This is a genomic window from Thermomonas brevis, from assembly GCF_014395425.1.
In the GTDB taxonomy this organism is placed as follows: domain Bacteria; phylum Pseudomonadota; class Gammaproteobacteria; order Xanthomonadales; family Xanthomonadaceae; genus Thermomonas; species Thermomonas brevis.
The window spans coordinates 2,318,000-2,337,809 of sequence record NZ_CP060711.1 but is presented as its reverse complement, the minus strand read 5'-3'; the positions used below and the strand labels follow the sequence as shown (position 1 = coordinate 2,337,809).

Genomic DNA, 19,810 nt, shown 5'->3' with positions numbered 1-19,810 from the left:
TCATCAGCGCGCGAACCTGCGGTTCGCAAACGCGCTTCTTCATCCCTTTCGCCTGCGGCGAAAGGGAGGGTGCTCAACTCAGGCCAGCTGCCCATGGCAGTGCTTGAACTTCTTGCCGCTGCCGCAAGGGCAGGGATCGTTGCGGCCGACATGGGCGAACGCCTGCTGCGCCTGCACCTGCGCCGCTTCCTCGTCCGCGCCCAGCCCGCCCATGTCCGGATGCTGGAACTGCATCTGCCGGGCCACCGCCTCGGCGCGGGCGCGTTCCTGCGCTTCGGCCGCGGCCACTTCCTCCTCGGTGCGGATGCGCACGCGCGCCAGCAGCGACACCACTTCCTGCTTGACCTTCTCCAGCAGCTCGGAGAACAGCTCGAAGGCTTCCTTCTTGTATTCCTGCTTCGGCTGCTTCTGCGCATAGCCGCGCAGGTGGATGCCCTGGCGCAGGTAGTCCATGCGCGCGAGGTGCTCCTTCCAGTTCTGGTCGAGCACGTTCAGCATCACATGCTTCTCCAGCATGCGCATGGTCTCGCCGCCGACCTGCTCTTCCTTGCCGGCGAACAGCGCGTCCACGGTGTCCTGCACCCGGCCCTGGATCTGCGAGGCGTCCAGCTCCGCCTCCGCCTTGTGAAGACCGACCAAGTCCATCTGCACGCCGAACTCGGCGGCCAGCGCCGCTTCCAGGCCCGGCAGGTCCCACTGTTCGTCGATCGAATCCGGCGGCACGAAGCGCTCCACCATCTCGGCAACCACATCAAAGCGGATGCCGTCGACGTTCTCCTTGACGCTCTCGGCTTCCAGCAGCTCGTTGCGCTGGCCGTAGATGACCTTGCGCTGATCGTTGTTGACGTCGTCGAAGTCCAGCAGGTTCTTGCGGATGTCGAAGTTGTGCGCCTCGACCTTGCGCTGCGCGTTGGCGATCTGCTTGGTCACCAGCGCCGATTCGATGATGTCGTCTTCCTTCAGGCCCATCCGCGCCATCACCTTCTGCACCCAGTCGGCGGCGAAGATGCGCATCAGGTTGTCTTCCAGCGACAGGTAGAAGCGCGAGGAACCCGGGTCGCCCTGGCGGCCGGAACGGCCGCGCAGCTGGTTGTCGATGCGGCGGGATTCGTGGCGCTCGGTGCCGATGATGTGCAGGCCGCCGGCCGCCTTCACCGCGTCGTGGCGCTCCTGCCATGCGGCCTTGATGCGGTCCTTCTCCGCCTGCGGGGCGTCGTCGCCCAGCGCGGCCAGTTCGGCGTCCAGCGAGCCGCCCAGCACGATGTCGGTGCCGCGGCCGGCCATGTTGGTGGCGATGGTCACCGCGCCCGGCGCGCCGGCGTTGGCGACGATGTGCGCCTCGCGCTCGTGCTGCTTGGCGTTGAGCACTTCGTGCGGGATGCCGGCCTCGCGCAGGTTCTCGCTGAGCAGCTCCGACACCTCGATCGAGGTGGTGCCGACCAGCACCGGCTGGCCCTTGGCCACGCACTCCTTGATCTCGTTCGCCACCGCGCGGTACTTGCCGGCGCGGTTGAGGAACACCAGGTCCGGATGGTCCTTGCGGATCATCGGGCGGTGGGTCGGGATCACCACCACTTCCAGCCCGTAGATGTTCTGGAACTCGTAGGCCTCGGTGTCCGCGGTGCCGGTCATGCCGGACAGCTTCTTGTACATGCGGAACAGGTTCTGGAACGTCACCGACGCCAGCGTCTGGTTCTCGCGCTGCACCGGCACGCCTTCCTTCGCTTCCACCGCCTGGTGCAGGCCGTCGGACCAGCGCCGGCCCGGCAGGGTGCGGCCGGTGAATTCGTCGACGATGATGACCTCGCCGTCGCGCACGATGTAGTCGACGTCGTTCTGGTAGATCGCGTGCGCGCGCATCGCCGCGTTGAGGTGGTGGACGACGTGGATGTTCTGCGCGGCGTACAGGCTCTCGTCCGCGCCGAGGATGCCGGCCTGGCGCAGCAGCTGCTCGGCGTGCTCCTGCCCGGTTTCGGACATGTGCACCTGCTTCTGCTTCTCGTCGACCCAGTAGTCGCCCTCGCCTTCCTCGGTCTCCTGGCGGGTCAGCGACGGCACCACCGCGTTGACGCGCAGGTAGAGCTCCGGCGATTCGTCGGCGGGGCCGGAGATGATCAGCGGGGTGCGCGCCTCGTCGATCAGGATCGAGTCCACCTCGTCGACGATGGCGAAGTTCAGGCCGCGCTGGAAGCGGTCTTCCTTCGACAGCGCCATGTTGTCGCGCAGGTAGTCGAAGCCGAATTCGTTGTTGGTGCCGTAGGTGATGTCGCAGGCGTAGGCCGCACCCTTGTCGGAATGCGGCATGCCCGGATAGACCACGCCGACGGAGAGGCCCAGCCAGTTGTAGAGCTTGCCCATCTGGGCGGCGTCGCGGCGGGCCAGATAGTCGTTGACGGTGACCACGTGCACGCCCTTGCCTTCCAGCGCGTTCAGGTACACCGCCGAGGTCGCGGTCAGGGTCTTGCCTTCGCCGGTGCGCATTTCGGCGATCTTGCCGCCGTGCAGGACCATGCCGCCGATCAGCTGGACGTCGAAGTGGCGCATGCCGAACACGCGCACCGACGCCTCGCGGCAGACCGCGAACGCCTCCGGCAGCAGCTTGTCCAGCGACTCGCCCTTGCCGACGCGCTCCTTGAACTCCGCGGTCTTGGCCTTCAGCGCCTCGTCGGAGAGCGCCTGCATCTGCGGCTCCAGCGCGTTGATCTTCTTGACGATGGCGGAAAGCTGCTTGAGCAGGCGCTCGTTGCGGCTGCCGAAAATGCTGGTGAGCAAACTGTTGAGCATGGGGTGTGCAGTCCCTGGCGGGATGCGCGCCGGCGGCGCGGCATCGAGCGATTTGGATGAAGTTCCGGTGCAACGCAATGCCCGAAGCCGGGCGCGGGCGCCCGTTCGGGAATCGGATAGTTTAGCTGGAGGCGGCCCGCGGCGTGCGCAAGCCCCTCGCCCGATGTCAGCCGCGGGCCGGCCCGTGGCGGGCGAGCGCGTTGTTGTGGCCCAGGAACTTGCGGGGATTGACCACCACGCCGTCCTGCCAGACCTCGAAGTGCACGTGCGCGCCGGTGGAACGGCCGCTGGAGCCGGCCCTGGCGATTTCCTGCCCCGCCCGCACCAGGTCGCCGATTTGGTGGGTCAGGCGCGAGTTGTGGGCGTAGCGGGTGACATAGCCGTTGCCATGGTCGATCTCGACCGTGTTGCCGTAGCCGTTGCGCACGCCGGCGAAGCTGACCACGCCGTCGGCCACCGCCAGCACCGGATCGCCGATGCTGGCCTGGAAGTCGATGCCCTTGTGGAACTGGCTGCCGCCGCCGAACGGATCGGCGCGGCCGCCGAAGCCCGAGGTGACGAAGCTGCCGGCGATGGGTTCGCGCGAGGGCAGCGTGCTGCGGTCCAGCTCGCGGTTGAACATCAGGGTTTCCAGCACCGACAGCTGGGTGCCGGCGAGGCGGTAATCGCCTTCCAGCGCACGCAGGCGGGCGCGCAGCTCGGCGGCCGGCATGTCGCGGGTGACGCCGCCGCCGCCCTGGCCGACCGGCTTCTCGAAATCGAACTCGCCGTCCTGCAGCTGGCCGGCCCGGGTCAGGCGGCTGCCGAGCGCGTTCAGGCGGTTGGCCTGCGCCTGCAGTTCGGCCAGGCGCGCGGCCAGCGCGTTGACGTCGCGCTGGGCGTCGCGGCGCACCTTCTCCAGTTCGGCCTGGCGCGCGGCGTCGGCCGCCTGCAGCGCCTCCAGCTGGACCATGCCGATCGCGCTGCGCATCGCGGCGCCGCACAGCATGCCCGCGCCCAGCAGCAGCGCCAGCGCCGCCCACGGCCGACGCGTCGCCCAGCCGCGCAGGCGCTGGACCTGCGCGACGGTGCGCTGGCGGGTATCGTGTGCGTTGCTGGTTTCGATCATTCCGTATGCCTGGTTCACGACCCACGCCCGACAAGGGCGATGCCAAACCCGCCGGCCCGCGCGAGGCGCTGGACGCGCTGCTCGCCGGTTCCGCCGGGGGCACCCTGCGCCGGGCCCAATGGCTCGACGCGATGGATCGGTTGCTGCGCCCCCATCTGCCGCCGGGGCTGGGGGCGCATGCGCGCCTGGCCAACGTCCGTGGAGACAAGCTGGTGTTCGTCGTCGATGCGCCGGTCTGGCATGCCAAGTTGCGGCTGGCCGCGCCCGCGCTGGTCGACGCCGCCCGCTCCATCGGGCTCGAAGTGAACGACGTGGGCGTCAGGACGACCACCGCACCGCTGCGACCGCAACCGCCGGCCGCCGCGCGCCGCACTCCGATGTCGGCCGCCGCCCAGTCGGGACTGGAGGCCGCCTTGCAACTGCTGCGATCGGATGCGCCGGAAGACGCCGGGGGCGACCGCAAACTCCGGACGGGACGGGGACGCAAGGCGCCCGCCGGACCGGCCGAGGGCGCATCCTAGCGGCACAAGCCCGTGATTTTGTTAAGGAACCGGAAATCGGCACACCGGAATCGTGAACCAGGTCACGATTTTGCGCACCCGCTCAGACCGCCGGCAGCGCGGCCCCGTAGCCCAGCTCCGGCGCCTGCGCGGCGTCGGAGAAGCTGACTTCCTCCCAGGCCCCGGCATCCGCCAGCAGCGCGCGCACCAGCGTGTTGTTCAGCGCGTGCCCGGACTTGTAGCCCTCGTAGGCGCCGAGGATGGCGTGGCCGGCCAGGTACAGGTCGCCCACCGCGTCGAGGATCTTGTGGCGGACGAACTCGTCGGCGTAGCGCAGGCCGTCCTCGTTCAGCACCCGGAACTCGTCCAGCACGATGGCGTTGTCCATCGAACCGCCGAGGCCGAGGTTGCGCTCGCGCATGTATTCCAGGTCGCGCATGAAGCCGAAGGTGCGGGCGCGGCTGATCTCGCGGATATAGGCCCGGGTGGAGAAGTCCACTTCCACCCGCGACAGCGAATCCGGGATCGCCGGGTGGTTGAACTTCACCGTGAAGCCGAGCCGGAAGCCGTCGTGCGGTTCGAAGCGGGCGATCTTGTCGCCGTCGCGCACCTCGACCGGCTTGAGGATGCGGATGAAGCGCTTGGCCGCGTGCTGCTCGACGATGCCGGCCGATTCCAGCAGGAACACGAACGGCCCGGCGGAGCCGTCCATGATCGGCACTTCCGCCGCGCTCAGCTCGACGTAGACGTTGTCGATGCCGAGGCCGGCCAGCGCCGACATCAGGTGTTCGACGGTCTGCACCTTGGCGCCGTCGCGGCTCAGGCCGGTGCAGAGCGTGGTTTCGGTGACCAGAGCGGCGGCGGCGGGCATTTCCACCACCGGGTCGAGGTCGATGCGGCGGAACACGATGCCGGTGTCGACCGGGGCCGGGCGCAGGGTCAGGAAGACCTTCTCCCCGCCATGCAGGCCCACGCCGGTGGCGCGGATCACGTTGCCTAGGGTGCGTTGGCGGAGCATCGCGGCAGAATATCACGCGCCTGCCTGAATCCAGGCGTAAAACACTCCGTTTCGCGAGCGGTGCGGCGGTGCGTCCCGGTGCGGAAACGAAAGCGGCCGGCCGGCAGAGCCGACCGACCGGAAGGCGTCGCCGGGCGGACGACCCGGCGCGCGATTTCGACAGGGATACCACTTCCTTCCCTTCCGCCAAAAGCGGAGGAGAAGGGTCAGAGAGAAGCTGCTCCTGCGATCGCAAAAGCACCCCTCCCAATCTCCCCCTTCGCTTCGCGAAAAGGGAGGCATTTCATTGTCAGTCCGCCTGGCGGCGCAGGGTGAGGGCGCGCGCTTGCGGGGCACAGCCCCGCGCGTGACCGAACGCCCGGCCACGGATGGCCGGGCAGGACGATCCGGAGCCGATCGCCAGCGCCATGGACGGCATCAATCCGCCTGGCGGCGCAGGAAAGCAGGAATGTCCAGGTAGTCGTCCTTCGGCAGTTCGGCCGCCGCCGGCGCCGCGTCGGCGTTGCGGCGCAGCCCGCTGACGAAGCTGTTCGACGTGGCCGGCGCGAAGGTGTCGGCGACCGCGTCGATCGGCAGCCCGGTGGTGCCGTCGCGCTTGACCTGCGTGTTGATCAGCTGCACCTGCGGGCGGCGCAGCGGCTCCTGCGCGGACTCGAAGCGCACCTCGCGGCGCTCGCCGCCGGTGGGCTGGCGCAGGCCGACGGTGGCGCGGCTCAGGCCGGTGGCGACCACGGTGACGCGCACCTCGTCCTGCATTTCCGGGTCCAGCACGGTGCCGATGACCACGGTGGCGTCTTCCGAGGCGAACTGCTCCACGGTGCGGCCGACCTCGTCGAACTCGGCCATGGTGAAGTCCGGGCCGGCGGTGATGTTGACCAGGATGCCGTTCGCGCCGGACAGGTTGACGTCGTCCAGCAGCGGGTTTTGGATGGCGGCCTCGGCGGCGGCCTGCGCGCGGTCGTCGCCGCGGGCGCTGCCGGTGCCCATCATCGCCAGGCCCATCTCGGACATGACGGTGCGCACGTCGGCGAAGTCGACGTTGATCAGGCCGGGACGCACGATCAGGTCGGCGATGCCCTGCACCGCGCCCAGCAGCACGTCGTTGGCGGCGCGGAACGCCTGGATCATCGTCGCGTTGCGGCCCAGCACGGTGATGAGCTTTTCGTTGGGGATGGTGATCAGCGAATCGCAGTGCTGGCTCAGTTCCTCGATGCCCTTCTGCGCCACCTGCATGCGGCGGCGGCCCTCGAACGGGAACGGTTTGGTGACCACGGCCACGGTCAGGATGCCCATTTCCTTGGCCAGCTGCGCCACCACCGGCGCGGCGCCGGTGCCGGTGCCGCCACCCATGCCGGCGGTGATGAACACCATGTCGGCGCCCTGCAGCGATTCGATGATGGTCTCGCGGTCTTCCAGTGCGGCCTGGCGGCCGACTTCGGGATTCGCGCCCGCACCCAGACCCTTGGTGACGTTGCCGCCCAGGGTCAGCTGCTGGCTGGCGCCGCAGTTCTTGATCGCCTGCGAGTCGGTGTTGGCGGTGATGAATTCCACGCCGTTGACGGTGCTGTTCACCATGTGCGCGACCGCGTTGCCGCCGCCGCCGCCGACGCCGAAGACCTTGATGACCGCGTTGGGTACCGTTTCCTGGATCAGTTCGAAATGTGCCATGTCCGTGTCCTGTCGTTGTGGCCGGGATCGGGGATGGGATCGGGTCCCGTCTCGCCTTCGCCGGCATTGTTATCGGGTTGTGTCCTGCGCCTGTTCCCGTTTTTTTCCCTGCTCGCCTACCGCTTGCCTTCCGCCTGCCGCTTTGTTTCTTCCGCCTGCCCCGCCGCCGCTCAGAACGAGCCGCGGAACCACTTCACCGCCTTGCCCACGATCCCGCCGACCTTGCCGGTCGGCAGGCTCGGGCGCTTCGGGCTTTCCATCTGCGCGCCCATCAGCAGCAGGCCGACGCCGGTGGCGTGCACCGGGTTGCCCACCACTTCGCCAAGGCCGGTGACGTGCTGCGGGATGCCGATCCGCACCGGCATCTGCAGCATCTCCTCGGCCAGTTCGACCACGCCTTCCATCTTCGAGGCGCCGCCGGTCAGCACCATGCCGGCGCGCACCCGCTGCTCGAAGCCGGAACGGCGCAGTTCCGCCTGCACCATCTCGAAGATTTCCTCGTAGCGCGCCTGCACCGCCTGCGCCAGCGCGTGGCGCGGCATGCGGCGCGGCGGGCGGTCGCCGACGCTTTCCACCTGGATGCTTTCCTCGGCGCGCGCCAGCTGCGCCAGCGCGCAGGCGTACTTGACCTTGATGTCCTCGGCGTGCGGCGTGGGCGTGCGCAGCATGTGCGCGATGTCCTCGGTCACCTTGTCGCCGGCCACCGGCAGGTTGGCGGTGTGGCAGATCGCGCCCTGCATGAACACCGCGATGTCGGTGGTGCCCGCGCCCATGTCCACCAGCACCACGCCCAGCTCCTTCTCGTCGCCGGTCAGCACCGCGGTGCTGGAGGCCAGCGAGGACAGCACCAGCTCGTCCACTTCCAGCCCGCAGCGCTGCACGCATTTGGTGATGTTCTGCGCCGCCGACTGCGCGCACGTCACCAGATGCGCATGCACTTCCAGGCGCACGCCGGTCATGCCGACCGGGTTGCGGATGCCTTCCTGCGAATCGTCCAGCACGTATTCGCGCGGGATCGCGTGCAGGATGCGCTGGTCGGCCGGGATCGCCACCGCCTTCGCCGCTTCCAGCACCCGGTCGAGGTCGCCGTAGGTGACCTCGCCGTCGCGGATCGGCACGATGCCGGGCGAGTTCTTGCACTGCACGTGGTTGCCGGAGATCGAGGCGTACACGCTGCTGACCTCGCAGCCGGCCATCAGCTCGGCTTCCTCGACCGCGCGCTGGATCGACTGCACGGTGGAGTCGATGTCCACCACCACGCCGCGGCGCAGCCCGCGCGACTCGTGCGAGCCGATGCCGATCACCTCGATCGGTTCGCCCGGCGCGTATTCGCCGACCAGGGCCGTGACCTTGGAGGTGCCGATGTCGAGGCCGACGATCAGGGCCTTGTCGCCTTTGCGGTTCATGTACTGGAGCCGTTGTTCGTGGTGGGGGAACTTGCGTCGGCCTTGGCCCAGATCAGGGCGAAGCCGTTGGTGTAGCGGAGGTCGGCGCGCACCAGCCGGCGCTGCGGGTTCTGCGCGGCCAGCTGCGGCAGCATCGGCGCGAACCGGGCCAGCCGCGCACCGGGATCGTTGCGGCCCAGCACCACCCGGGTGCCGTCGCGCAGCGCAATCGACCAGCTGCCGCGGCGGTCCAGCGCCACGCCCAGCACGCCGCCGGCGTTGGCAAGCTGCGCGCGCGCCTGGTTGTACAGCGCCACCACTTCCGGCACCCGCGCTTCCGGGCCGTCCAGCAGCGGCAGTCCGGCGGGCACGCGCAGCTTGCCGGCGGGGAACAGGCGGCCGTGCTCGGACAGCAATCGATCCTGGCCCCAGCGCGCGAACGGCCGGTGCTCGACGATCCGCACCTCCAGCACGTCCGGCCAGTGCTTGCGCACTTCCGCGTGCTCGACCCAAGGCAGCGCGTCCACCGCCTGCTGCACGTCGCCGAGGTCCACCGCGAAGAAGCCGCGGCGCGCGTGCGGCAGCACCGCCGCCTGCAGGCGCGCGCGATCCACCCGCTGCAATTCGCCCTGCACGCGCAGGGTGCGCAGCGGCCAGTGCTCGCCGCCCATCCAGCCTTCGACCACGGCCACCACCGGCAGCGCGACCAGCGCCACCGCGAGCAGCCACAGCAACGGGCGCTTCAGCGCGCTCACACCGTCTGCTCCAGGATCCGCCAGCACAGTTCCTCGAACGACACGCCCAGCTGGCGCGCCGCCTTCGGCACCAGCGAGTGGCTGGTCATGCCCGGCGCGGTGTTCGCCTCCAGCAGCAGCAAGCGGCCGCCGGCGCGCTCGCGCATCACGTCGACGCGGCCCCAGCCGCCGCAGCCGGCGGCAACGAAGGCGTCCAGCGCAAGCTTGCGGATCTCGTCCTCGTCGGCGCCGTCCAGGCCGGGGCACAGGTACTGCGTGTCCTCGGCGATGTACTTGGCGTTGTAGTCGTACCACTCGCCCTTCGGCACGATCCGGATCGACGGCAGCGCGACGTCGCCGAGGATGCCGACGGTCAGCTCGTCGCCGACCACCATCTGTTCCATCAGCATCTCGCCGCCGTAGCCGCGCGCGACCTCGATCGCCGCGTCGATGTCGGCCTCGGTCACCACCCGCGCCACGCCCACGCTGGAGCCTTCGCTGGACGGCTTCACGAACACCGGCAGGCCCAGCTCCAGCGCCGCCGCGCGCAGGTCGGCGCCGGGCGCCAGGCGCAGGAACTTCGGCGTCGGCAGGCCGGCGGTGATCCACACCTGCTTGGTGCGGATCTTGTCCATGGTCAGCGCGCTGCCGAGCACGCCGGAACCGGTGCAGGGCACCTCGAACGCCTGCAGCAGCCCTTGCAGCACGCCGTCCTCGCCGCCGCCCTTGTTGCCGTGCAGGATGTTGAACACGCGGTCGAAGCGGCCGTGCACCAGCGCGTCGACCAGCGCCGGGATGCCATCGACCGCATGCGCGTCGAAGCCGCGCGACTGCAGCGCCTCCAGCACGTTGCGGCCGGAATCCAGCGACACCTCGCGCTCGCTGCTGCTGCCGCCCATCAGCACGGCGACCCGGCCGAACGCGGCGGGATCGGTCACGCGCAGCGGCGGAAATGCGGTCTGGTTCATGCGCTTTCTCCCTGCAATCCGTCGCGGGCGATCTGCTGCGCCGCCGCGCCGATGTCGCCGGCGCCCATCAGCAGCAGCAGGTCGCCGTCGTGCAGCACGCCCGGCAGCACGCCGGCCAGCTCGGCGGCGCTGTTGACCACCACCGGATCGACCCGGCCGCGGGTGCGGATGCTGCGCGCCAGCGACTTGGCGTCGGCGCCGGCGATCGGCGCTTCGCCGGCCGGATAGACCTCGGTCAGCAGCAGCGCGTCCACGCCGGACAGCACCGCCGCGAATTCGTCGAACAGGTCGCGCGTGCGGGTGTAGCGGTGCGGCTGGAACGCGACCACCAGCCGTTTGTCCGGCCAGCCGCCGCGCGCCGCGGCGAACACCGCGGCCAGTTCCTTCGGGTGGTGACCGTAGTCGTCCACCAGCGCCACCTCGCCGCCCTGCGCCAGCTTCAGCGTGGCGAGCTGGTTGAAGCGGCGGCCGATGCCCTGGAAGCTTTCCAGCGCGCGCGCGATGGCGTCGTTCGGCACGCCCAGCTGCCAGCCGATGGCGGCGGCGGCCAGCGCGTTCTGCACGTTGTGCCGGCCCGGCAGCGCCAGCGTGCAGGCGGTGCGGCTGCCGTCCGGCAGGCACAGGGTGAAGTGCATGTTCGCGCCCTGCTGGCGCACGTCGGCGGCGCGCACGTCGGCCTCCGGCGCGAAGCCGTAGGTCACCACGTGGCGCGGGGTGCGGCGCGCCAGCTGCGCCACTTCCTCGTCGTCGATGCACAGCACCGCCAGCCCGTAGAACGGCAGCCGGTGCAGGAATTCGGAGAACGCGTCCTTGACCCGCTCGAAGTCGCCACCGTAGTTCTCCAGATGGTCGGCGTCGATGTTGGTGATCACCGCCACCGTCGGGTTCAGGCGCAGGAAGCTGCCGTCGCTCTCGTCGGCCTCGGCCACCAGCCAGTCGCCCTTGCCGAGCCGCGCGTTGGCGCCGGCGGCCAGCAGCTTGCCGCCGATCACGAAGGTCGGATCGAGCCCGCCCTCGGCCAGCACGCTGGCGGTCAGCGAGGTGGTGGTGGTCTTGCCGTGGGTGCCGGCCACCGCCACCCCGCGCTTGAAGCGCATCAGCTCGGCCAGCATCTCCGCGCGCGGCACCACCGGGATGCGCTGCGCGCGCGCTTCCTGCAGTTCCGGGTTGTCCTCGCGGATCGCGCTGGACACCACCACGCAGTCGGCCTCCAGCACGTTGGCCGAGGCGTGGCCCTTGTGGAGGGCGATGCCGAGCGAGGCCAGCCGCTTGGTCACCGCGTTGTCGGCATTGTCGGAGCCGCTGACCTGGTAGCCCAGCGTGCGCATCACTTCCGCGATGCCGCTCATGCCGACGCCGCCGATGCCGACGAAATGCACGCGCGGCAGCGCCTTGGCCGGGTCGTTGATCTGCCGCAGGTACAGGCTGTGCGCGCTCATCGTGAAACCTCGTTCGGGATCGCGGCCAGCACCGTGTCGGCCACACGCTGCGCGGCGTCGGGCATGGCCAGCGCGCGCGCGGCGCGCGCCATGGAAAGTCGTTTGCCGGCGTCGTCCGCCAGTTCGGCCAGCACCGGCAGCAGCCGTGCGGCGAGATCGTCGCCCTGCTTCAGCAGCACCGCCGCGCCGCGCTCGACCAGGTACTCGGCGTTGCGGGTCTGATGGTCGTCCACCGCCTGCGGGAACGGCACCAGCACGCTGCCGACGCCGACCGCGCAGAGTTCGGCCAGGGTCAGCGCACCGGCGCGGCACACCACCAGGTCGGCCCAGGCGTAGGCGGCGGCCATGTCGGCGATGAAGGGTTCGACGCGCGCCTCGACGCCGGCATCGGCGTAGGCCTTGCGCGCGTCGTCGAGCATCTTCTCGCCGGCCTGATGGAGCACTTCGACCGGCTTGCCGAGCGCGGCCACCGCCTGCGGCACCGCGTTGTTCAGCGCACGCGCGCCTTGGCTGCCGCCCAGCACCAGCAGGCGCAGGGCTCCGGCGTGACCGAAGTCGCGCTGCTCGGGCGGCGCGACCTGCGCGATCTGCGCGCGCACCGGATTACCGACGTGGACTTCGTTCGCGAAGGTCTGCGGGAAACCGACCAGCACCTGCCGCGCCACCTTCGCCAGCGTCTTGTTGGTCATGCCGGCGGCGCGGTTCTGCTCGTGCACCAGCAGCGGGATGCGCTTGAGCCAGGCCGCGATGCCGCCCGGCCCCGCCGCGTAGCCGCCGAAGCTGACCACCGCGTCCGGCCGGCACTGGCGCAGCACGGCGGCGGCGGCGCGCACCGCCGACAGCACCCGCAGCGGCGCGCCCAGCAGCGTCGCGACGCCCTTGCCGCGCACGCCCTTGACCGCGATGGTGTCGATGGCGATGCCGTGCTGCGGCACCAGCCGCGTCTCCATGCCGCCGTCGGCGCCCAGCCAGCGCACCTCCGCGCCGCGCTCTCGCAGCGCCTGCGCGACCGCGAGGCCGGGGAAGATGTGGCCGCCGGTGCCGCCGGCCATCACCACCACGAGGGGCGCGCGTGCGTTCAACGCGACCTCCGCAATGCCGCCAGCGCCGCCGATTCGGCGACCGGCTTGCCCATGCCCGGCTCGACGCGCTGGCGCAGGCGGCTGGTGCCGCGCGCGGCGGCATCGACCGGGATAGGCGGCTGCGCGGCCTGCGGCGCACTGCCCACCGACGGGCCGCTGGCCACGCCGCGCAGCTTCGCCACCTGGCGCGCGGCGCGGTTGTATTCCCACGACACCCGCAGCAGCAGGCCCAGCGCCGCGCAGGTCATCAGCACGCTGGAACCGCCGGACGACACCAGCGGCAGGGTCAGGCCCTTGGTCGGCAGCATGCCCAGGTTCACGCCGATCGAGACGAAGCTCTGCAGCGCCATCCACAGCGCGATGCCGAAGGCGATGTAGCCGGAGAAATGCCGCTTCATCTCCACGCACTTCAGGCCCAGCCAAAACGCGCGCCCGGCCAGCAGCGCGTACATCGCCACCACCGCGCAGGTGCCGGCGAAGCCGAGCTCCTCGGCGATCACCGAGAAGATGAAGTCGGTATGCGCTTCCGGCAGGTAGCTGAGCTTCTGCACCGACGCGCCCAGCCCCACGCCCAGCCATTCGCCGCGGCCGATCGCCATCAGCGCGTTGCTGAGCTGGTAGCCGGCGCCGAGCTGGTCCTGCCACGGGTCCATGAACGAGGTGACGCGGCGCATGCGGTACGGCTCGAACACCACCAGCAGCACCAGCGCCGGCAGCATCAGCAGGATCGGCAGGATGATTCGGCGGATCGGCGCGCCGCCCAGCAGCAGCATGCAGGTGGTGATGCCGAGCAGCAGCACCGAGGAACCGAAGTCCGGCTGCAGCAGCAGCAGCACGACCAGCACGCCGACCACGCCCAGCGGCTTGAACATCGCGGTCAGGGTGACCGCCACGTCCTCGCTGTAGCGCTTCAGGTAGCTCGCCAGCCAGACGATGTAGAGCACCTTCACCGCTTCCACGGCCTGGAAATTGGACACGCCGAGGTTGAGCCAGCGCCGCGCGCCGTTCACCGACTTGCCGATGCCAGGCACGAACACCAGCAGCAGCAGCACCGCGCAGGCCAGCAGCAGCCACTGGCTGTGCTTCTCGATGGTCTTCAGCTCGGTGCGCATCGCCACCGCGGCCAGCCCCAGGCCGATCGCCAGGAACATCAGGTGGCGGGTCAGGAAGTACCACGGCCCGGCATCGACGCCGCCGCCGGCAATGGCCGCCGAGCCGACCATCACCACGCCCAGGCAGGCCAGCGCGATGGACACGCCCAGCAGCCACGGGTCGAAGCGCCCGTCGATCTCGTCGACGCGGGTGGCCTGGCGCAGGCTGTCGATGCCGGTCGCGCTCATCAGCGCACCTTCAACGTGGCGAGACCGACCAGCACCAGCACCACGCTGATGATCCAGAAGCGCACGATCACGCGCGGCTCCGGCCAGCCCTTCAGCTCGAAGTGGTGGTGGATCGGCGCCATCCGGAACACGCGCTTGCCGGTGAGCTTGAAGCTGGCGACCTGGATCATCACCGACAGCGTCTCGATCACGAAGATGCCGCCCATCAGCACCAGCACCAATTCCTGGCGCACGATCACCGCGATGGCGCCGAGCACCGCGCCCAGCGCCAGCGCGCCGATGTCGCCCATGAACACCATCGCCGGATAGGTGTTGAACCACAGGAAACCCAGGCCCGCGCCGGCGATCGCCGCGCAGATGATGGTCAGCTCGCCCGCGCCCGGCACCTGCGGGATCTGCAGGTAGCTGGAGAACACCGCGTTGCCCGAGGCGTAGGCGAACACGCCCAGCGCGCAGGCCACCAGCACGGTGGGCATGATGGCGAGGCCGTCGAGGCCGTCGGTCAGGTTGACCGCGTTGGAGAAGCCGACGATCCAGAAATAGGCGATGGCGACGAAGCCGACGCCGGCCAGCGGCAGCGCGATCGACTTGAAGAACGGCACGTAGAAGGTGGTCGCCGCCGGCACGTCGGCGAACGCGAACAGGTAGATGCCGGCCGCGAGGCCGAGCAGCGACTGCAGCGCGTACTTGGTGCGCGAGCGCATGCCGTTGGGATCACGCTTGACGATCTTGATCCAGTCGTCGGCCCAGCCGATGGCGCCGAAGCCGAGCATCACCACCAGCACCACCCACACGTACTTGTTGCGCAGGTCGCCCCACAGCAGCACCGAGGCGGCCACGGTCAGCAGGATCAGCGCGCCGCCCATGGTGGGCGTGCCGGCCTTGGAGAAGTGCGACTGCGGGCCGTCCTTGCGGATCGGCTGGCCGCCCTTGAGCGTGGCGAGGTAGCGGATCATCCGCGGGCCCCACCACAGCGACAGCGCGAGCGCGGTCAGCGCCGCCAGGATCGCCCGGAAGGTCAGGTAGGCGAACAGGCCGAAGTGGCCCTGCAGCTGTTCCAGCAGGCGCGTGAGTTCAAGCAGCACCGGTGTTCTCCTCGCCGCGTCCGGCATCGCGCTGCAGCAGCGCGGTCACGATCCTGTCCATCGCGCTGCCGCGCGATCCCTTCACCAGCACGGTGGTGCCGGCGCGCAGCTCCGCGCCCAGCGCGTCGGCCAGTTCGGCGTGTGCGGCGAACGTACGCGCGCCCTCGCCGAACGCCCGCGCCGCGTGCGCGCTCAGTTCGCCCAGCGCGTACAGGCGGGCGATGCCGGCGGCCTTGGCGTGCGCGCCGGCTTCGGCGTGCAGCGCGGCTTCGTCGGCGCCCAGTTCGCGCATGTCGCCCAGCACCAGCCAGGCCTCGCCGCCGCTGCCCGCCAGCGTGTCGATGGCGGCCGCCAGCGAACCCGGATTGGCGTTGTAGCTGTCGTCGATCAGCGTCGCGCCGCTGCGCAGATGACGCGTCGCCAGCCGCCCGGCGACCGGCTCGGCGGCTTCCAGCCCGGCGCGGATCTGTTCGAGCGAAGCGCCCACCGCCAGCGCCATCGACGCCGCGGCCAGCGCGTTGCAGACGTTGTGGCGGCCCGGCAGCGGCAGGCGCACGTCGGCCTCGCCCTGCGGCGTCGCCAGGGTGAAGCGCGAGCCGTCGATGCCGGCATGGATGCCGCGCGCGGTGACGTCGGCGGCGGCCTCGACGCCGAAGCGGATCGCGCGGCGGCCGCGCAGGCGTTCGAGGAAATACAGCGCGAACGCGTCGTCGGCGTTGACCACCGCCACGCCGTCGTCGGGCAGCGCCTGGTAGATCGCGCCCTTGGTCTGGGCCACGCCCAGCAGGCTGCCCATCCGCTCCAGGTGCGCCGAGGCGATGTTGTTGACCAGCGCCACGTCGGGGCGGGCGATCGCGGTCAGGTAGGCGATGTCGCCGGGCTTGCCGGCGCCCATCTCGTACACCGCGAAGCGCGCGTCGTCCGGCGCTTCCAGCACCGCCAGCGGCAGGCCGATCTCGTTGTTGCGGTTGCCCGGGTTGGCATAGGCGCCGCCGAGCTGGCGCAGGATCGAATGCAGCAGCGTCTTGACCGTGGTCTTGCCGTTGCTGCCGGTCACCGCCAGCACCTTGGTGGCGCGCGAGCCCTGCACCGCGGCGGCCAGGCTTGCCAATGCGCGCTCGGTGTCGGCCACCACGACCTGCGGCAGCGCGACATCGACCGCGCGCGACACCAGCGCCGCCACGCAGCCGCCGGCGGCGGCGGCCTGCACGTGCGCGTGGCCGTCGAAATTCTCGCCCTTCAGCGCCACGAACAGCGCGTCGCCGCCCGGCAGCGCGCGGGTGTCGGTGGCGATGGCGTCGACCGTGCGGTCGGCGCCGACCAGCCGGCCGCCGGTGGCCTGCGCGATCCACGACAGCGTGCGCGGGCTCATGGCCGCTTCTCCGCGGCGTAGCGTCGCAGGCAGTCGCGCGCCACCGCCGCGTCCTCGAACGGATGCTTCACGCCGCCCACGTCCTGATACGGCTCGTGGCCCTTGCCGGCGATGAGTACCACGTCGTCGGCGCCGGCCGCGGAAATCGCCATCGCGATGGCGGCGGCGCGGTCGCGCTGCACGACGGCGCGCGCAGGCTCGGCGAAGCCGGCCACGATGTCGCGGACGATGGCGTCGCCGTCCTCGTTGCGCGGGTTGTCGTCGGTGACGATGACGCGGTCGGCCAGCCGTTCGGCGATGGCCGCCATCTGCGGGCGCTTGCCGGTGTCGCGCTCGCCGCCGCAGCCGAACACGCAGGTCAGCGTGCCGACGGTATGCGCGCGCAGCGAGGCCAGCGCCTGTTCCAGCGCGTCCGGCGTGTGCGCGTAGTCGATCACCACCAGCGGCAAGGCCACGCCTTCATCCGACACGCCTCCGCCGAGGCGGTTCATGCGGCCGTCCACCGGCGAGAGCTGCGACAGCGTCTCGGCGATCAGCGCCGGCGCCATGCCCAGCGCGAACAGCGTGGTCGCCACGCCCAGCAGGTTGTCGACGTTGAAGCGGCCGAGCAGCGACGAGCGCACCGGATGCGCCTGCCCGCCCGCGTGCAGCATGAAGCGGATGCCGCCGCCGTCCAGCACGATGTCCTCGGCGCGCACGCCGGCGCCGGCCGCGCCGCGCGAGGAGAAGCCCAGCGCGCGCACCTTGCCGCCCACCGCCTCGAACAGCTCGCGGCCGAACGCATCGTCCAGGTTGACCGCCGCCGCGCGCAGCCCCGGCCAGTCGAACAGCCGCGCCTTGGCCGCGCCGTAGCGGGCCATGTCGCCGTGGTAGTCGAGGTGGTCGCGGGTGAGGTTGGTGAACACGGCCACGTCGAAATGCACGCCATCGACGCGGCCCTGATCGAGCGCGTGCGAGGACACTTCCATCGCAACCGCCGACGCGCCCTCGTCGCGCAGCTCGGCCAGCAGCGCGTGCATGCGCAGCACCAGCGGGGTGGTGAAGCCGGTCGGCACGATCTTCGGATACACGCCGCTGCCCAGCGTGCCGACGGTGCCGGCGGCCTGCCCGCGCAGCGTCCACGCCTGCGCCAGCAGCTGCACGGTGGAGGTCTTGCCGTTGGTGCCGGTCACGCCGACCGTGGTCATCGCCGCGCTGGGATGGTCGTGGAAGGCGTCGGCCATCGCGCCCATGCGTGCGCGCAGGCCGGTCACCGGGATCGCGTCGTCGGGCGCGGGCAGTTCGTCCGGGGCCGGCGGCTCGTACAGGATCGCGGCGGCGCCCGCGTCGCGCGCGGCGTCGATGAAGTTCAGCCCGTGCGCGCCGAAGCCGGCGATGGCGACGAACGCATCGCCCGGCCGGATCTCGCGGCTGTCCTGCACCAGTCCGGTGACGGCCAGGTCCGCGGACAGACCCTCCAGCTCCGGCAGCAGTTCGCCCAGCAGCATCGCCCGGGTCATTGCGGCGCCCTCGCGGTCGTCGCGGACACGCTGGCCGATGCCGGCGCGGCGCGGCCTTCCGCCTTCTGGCGCTTGGCCTCGGCGGCCTGCTGCACCGCCAGCCAGGCGTCGAGGTCGTCGGGCGACACGTCCATCAGGCGCAGCGCGCCTTCCATCGTGTTGCGGAACACCGGCCCGGCGACCACGCCGCCGTAATAGCCCTTGCGGGAAGGATCGGGATCGTTGACCGCCACCACCATCGCGAAGCGCGGATGCTCCACCGGCACCAGCCCGGCGAAATAGCCGATGTAGCGGCGCGAGTAGCCGCCGGCGCTGGCCTTGCGCGAGGTGCCGGTCTTGCCGGCCACGTGGTAGCCCAGGATCGCCGCCTGCGTCGCGGTGCCGCCCGGCTCGGTGACGGTCTGCATCATGTGCAGCACTTCGCTTGCGATCTTCGCGTCCAGCACGCGCCGGGGCGGGTTGTGCTGGCCCTTCACGAAACTGGGCTGGTGCAGCAAGCCGCCGTTACCCAGCGCCGCATAGGCGGTGGCGATCTGCAGCGGCGTGGCATTCAGTCCGTAGCCGTAGCTCATCGTCTGCTTGGAGGTACCGCTCCAGCCGGGGCTGCCCGGCGACGGGAACAGGCCCGCCGCCTCGCCTGGGAAACCGCTGCCGGTACGCTGGCCGTAGCCGAAGCGGCGCATGAAGGCATAGAACTGCGCGTCGCCCAGCCGCTTGGCGATCATCGCCGCGCCGACGTTCGAACTCTTGCGGATCACGCCGGTGGTATCCAGAACGCCCCAGTTGTGGGTGTCATTCGTGCGGTACTTGCCGTTGGGAATCCAGCCGGGATTGGTGTTGAACAGCGTGGCCGGCGTGATGACGCCCGCCTCCAGCCCCAATGCCACGGTCAACGGCTTCATGGTCGAACCGGGTTCCATCAGGTCGGTGACGGCGCGGTTGCGGTGGGCGTCGCGCGGGCTGCTGCCGACCGCGTTCGGGTTGAAGGTGGGCAGGTTCGCCATCGCCAGCACTTCGCCGGTGGCGACGTCGAGCACCACCGCCGAGCCGCTGCTGGCGCCGGTTTCGAGGATCGCGTTGCGCAGCTCGCGGTGGGTCAGGTACTGGATGCGGCGGTCGATGCTCAGGGCGAGGTCGCGGCCCGGCTGCGCCGCGCGCACCAGGTCCACGTTCTCGACGATCCGGCCCTTGTTGTCGCGGATGACGCGCTTCGCGCCCGGCGTGCCGCGCAGCCAGTCGTCGAAGGCCAGCTCCAGCCCTTCCTGGCCGCGGTCGTCGATGTTGGTGAAGCCGAGCACGTGCGCCAGCGCCTCACCCTGCGGGTAGAAGCGACGGTACTCGCGCTGGCTGGCCACGCCCGGGATGTCCAGCGCGAGGATACGCGCGGCCTCGTCCGGATTGATGCGGCGCTTGAGGTAGACGAACTCCTTGTCGGCGCGCGCGCTCAGGCGGCTGGCCAGCTCGTCCTGCGGCATGCCCAGCGCGCGCGCCAGCTCCGGCAGGCGCGCCGGCGCCTTCAGCAGTTCCTTCGGGTTGCCCCACACCGATTCCACCGGCGAGGAGATCGCCAGCGGCTCGCCGTTGCGGTCGGTGATCATGCCGCGCGAGGTGGCGATCGGGATTTCGCGCAGGAAGCGCGCGTCGCCCTGCTGCTGGTAGAAGGCATGGTCGATGACCTGCAGGTCCAGCGCGCGCGCCAGCAGCGCCACCGAGCCCAGCCCGAGGAAGCCGCAGACCAGCAGCATCCGTCGGCGCAGGTCGAACTGCGCGCGCATGCGCGGATGCGCGCCGGCGCGCTCGCGGCGGTCGTCGCTGCCGAACCAGCGCA

Annotated in this window: 15 protein-coding genes; 1 reads left to right on the top strand and 14 read right to left on the bottom strand. The window is 70.6% G+C overall.

Going from position 1 to position 19,810, the window contains the following annotated elements; genetic code table 11:
* Nucleotides 1-78: 78 nt before the first annotated feature.
* Nucleotides 79-2,784, bottom strand: a complete 2,706-nt coding sequence (gene secA / locus H9L17_RS10755; RefSeq protein WP_187569449.1) for a preprotein translocase subunit SecA — start codon at nucleotides 2,782-2,784, stop codon at nucleotides 79-81.
* A 166-nt stretch (nucleotides 2,785-2,950) separates the two neighbouring features.
* Nucleotides 2,951-3,892 (bottom strand): M23 family metallopeptidase, encoded by a 942-nt coding sequence (locus H9L17_RS10750; RefSeq protein WP_187569448.1) that lies wholly within the window; start codon nucleotides 3,890-3,892, stop codon nucleotides 2,951-2,953.
* A 5-nt stretch (nucleotides 3,893-3,897) separates the two neighbouring features.
* Between H9L17_RS10750 and H9L17_RS10745 the strand changes: the two genes are divergently transcribed.
* Nucleotides 3,898-4,413: a DciA family protein gene (locus H9L17_RS10745; protein ID WP_187569447.1), complete on the top strand. Its 516-nt coding sequence runs from the start codon at nucleotides 3,898-3,900 to the stop codon at nucleotides 4,411-4,413.
* An 82-nt stretch (nucleotides 4,414-4,495) separates the two neighbouring features.
* Here H9L17_RS10745 and lpxC read toward each other — a convergent pair whose 3' ends face one another.
* From lpxC to H9L17_RS10685, 12 genes are all read right to left on the bottom strand, one after another.
* Complete coding sequence (lpxC, locus tag H9L17_RS10740; RefSeq protein WP_187569446.1) at nucleotides 4,496-5,410, bottom strand: UDP-3-O-acyl-N-acetylglucosamine deacetylase; 915 nt, start codon at nucleotides 5,408-5,410, stop codon at nucleotides 4,496-4,498.
* 417 nt (nucleotides 5,411-5,827) lie between these two features.
* Nucleotides 5,828-7,078 carry a cell division protein FtsZ gene (gene ftsZ / locus H9L17_RS10735; RefSeq protein WP_187569445.1) on the bottom strand — a complete coding sequence of 417 codons (1,251 nt, stop codon included), beginning with the start codon at nucleotides 7,076-7,078 and terminating at the stop codon, nucleotides 5,828-5,830.
* Nucleotides 7,079-7,248: 170 nt separating this feature from the next.
* Nucleotides 7,249-8,484 carry a cell division protein FtsA gene (gene ftsA, locus H9L17_RS10730; RefSeq protein WP_187569444.1) on the bottom strand — a complete coding sequence of 412 codons (1,236 nt, stop codon included), beginning with the start codon at nucleotides 8,482-8,484 and terminating at the stop codon, nucleotides 7,249-7,251.
* On the bottom strand, nucleotides 8,481-9,218 hold the full coding sequence (locus H9L17_RS10725; RefSeq protein ID WP_187569443.1) for a cell division protein FtsQ/DivIB: 738 nt from the start codon (nucleotides 9,216-9,218) through the stop codon (nucleotides 8,481-8,483). Before H9L17_RS10725 ends, ftsA begins: the two co-directional genes overlap by 4 nt.
* Nucleotides 9,215-10,165, bottom strand: a complete 951-nt coding sequence (locus H9L17_RS10720) for a D-alanine--D-alanine ligase (RefSeq protein WP_187569442.1) — start codon at nucleotides 10,163-10,165, stop codon at nucleotides 9,215-9,217. Before H9L17_RS10720 ends, H9L17_RS10725 begins: the two co-directional genes overlap by 4 nt.
* The gene (murC, locus tag H9L17_RS10715) at nucleotides 10,162-11,604 is read right to left on the bottom strand and encodes a UDP-N-acetylmuramate--L-alanine ligase (protein WP_187569441.1); all 1,443 of its coding nucleotides are present in this window, start codon (nucleotides 11,602-11,604) and stop codon (nucleotides 10,162-10,164) included. Before murC ends, H9L17_RS10720 begins: the two co-directional genes overlap by 4 nt.
* Complete coding sequence (gene murG / locus H9L17_RS10710; protein WP_425507422.1) at nucleotides 11,601-12,719, bottom strand: undecaprenyldiphospho-muramoylpentapeptide beta-N-acetylglucosaminyltransferase; 1,119 nt, start codon at nucleotides 12,717-12,719, stop codon at nucleotides 11,601-11,603. Before murG ends, murC begins: the two co-directional genes overlap by 4 nt.
* Nucleotides 12,683-14,026 carry a putative lipid II flippase FtsW gene (gene ftsW / locus H9L17_RS10705; protein ID WP_187569440.1) on the bottom strand — a complete coding sequence of 448 codons (1,344 nt, stop codon included), beginning with the start codon at nucleotides 14,024-14,026 and terminating at the stop codon, nucleotides 12,683-12,685. Before ftsW ends, murG begins: the two co-directional genes overlap by 37 nt.
* Entirely contained in the window at nucleotides 14,026-15,111 is a 1,086-nt protein-coding gene (gene mraY / locus H9L17_RS10700; protein ID WP_187569439.1) for a phospho-N-acetylmuramoyl-pentapeptide-transferase, read from the bottom strand. The genes ftsW and mraY overlap by 1 nt, the downstream gene beginning before the upstream one ends.
* A complete protein-coding gene (locus H9L17_RS10695; RefSeq protein WP_187569438.1) occupies nucleotides 15,101-16,483 on the bottom strand; it encodes a UDP-N-acetylmuramoyl-tripeptide--D-alanyl-D-alanine ligase in 1,383 nt (460 codons plus the stop codon). The genes mraY and H9L17_RS10695 overlap by 11 nt, the downstream gene beginning before the upstream one ends.
* Nucleotides 16,480-17,982: a UDP-N-acetylmuramoyl-L-alanyl-D-glutamate--2,6-diaminopimelate ligase gene (locus tag H9L17_RS10690; protein WP_187569437.1), complete on the bottom strand. Its 1,503-nt coding sequence runs from the start codon at nucleotides 17,980-17,982 to the stop codon at nucleotides 16,480-16,482. Before H9L17_RS10690 ends, H9L17_RS10695 begins: the two co-directional genes overlap by 4 nt.
* Nucleotides 17,979-19,757: a peptidoglycan D,D-transpeptidase FtsI family protein gene (locus H9L17_RS10685; RefSeq protein ID WP_246455219.1), complete on the bottom strand. Its 1,779-nt coding sequence runs from the start codon at nucleotides 19,755-19,757 to the stop codon at nucleotides 17,979-17,981. The genes H9L17_RS10690 and H9L17_RS10685 overlap by 4 nt, the downstream gene beginning before the upstream one ends.
* Between the last annotated feature and the right edge of the window lie 53 nt (nucleotides 19,758-19,810).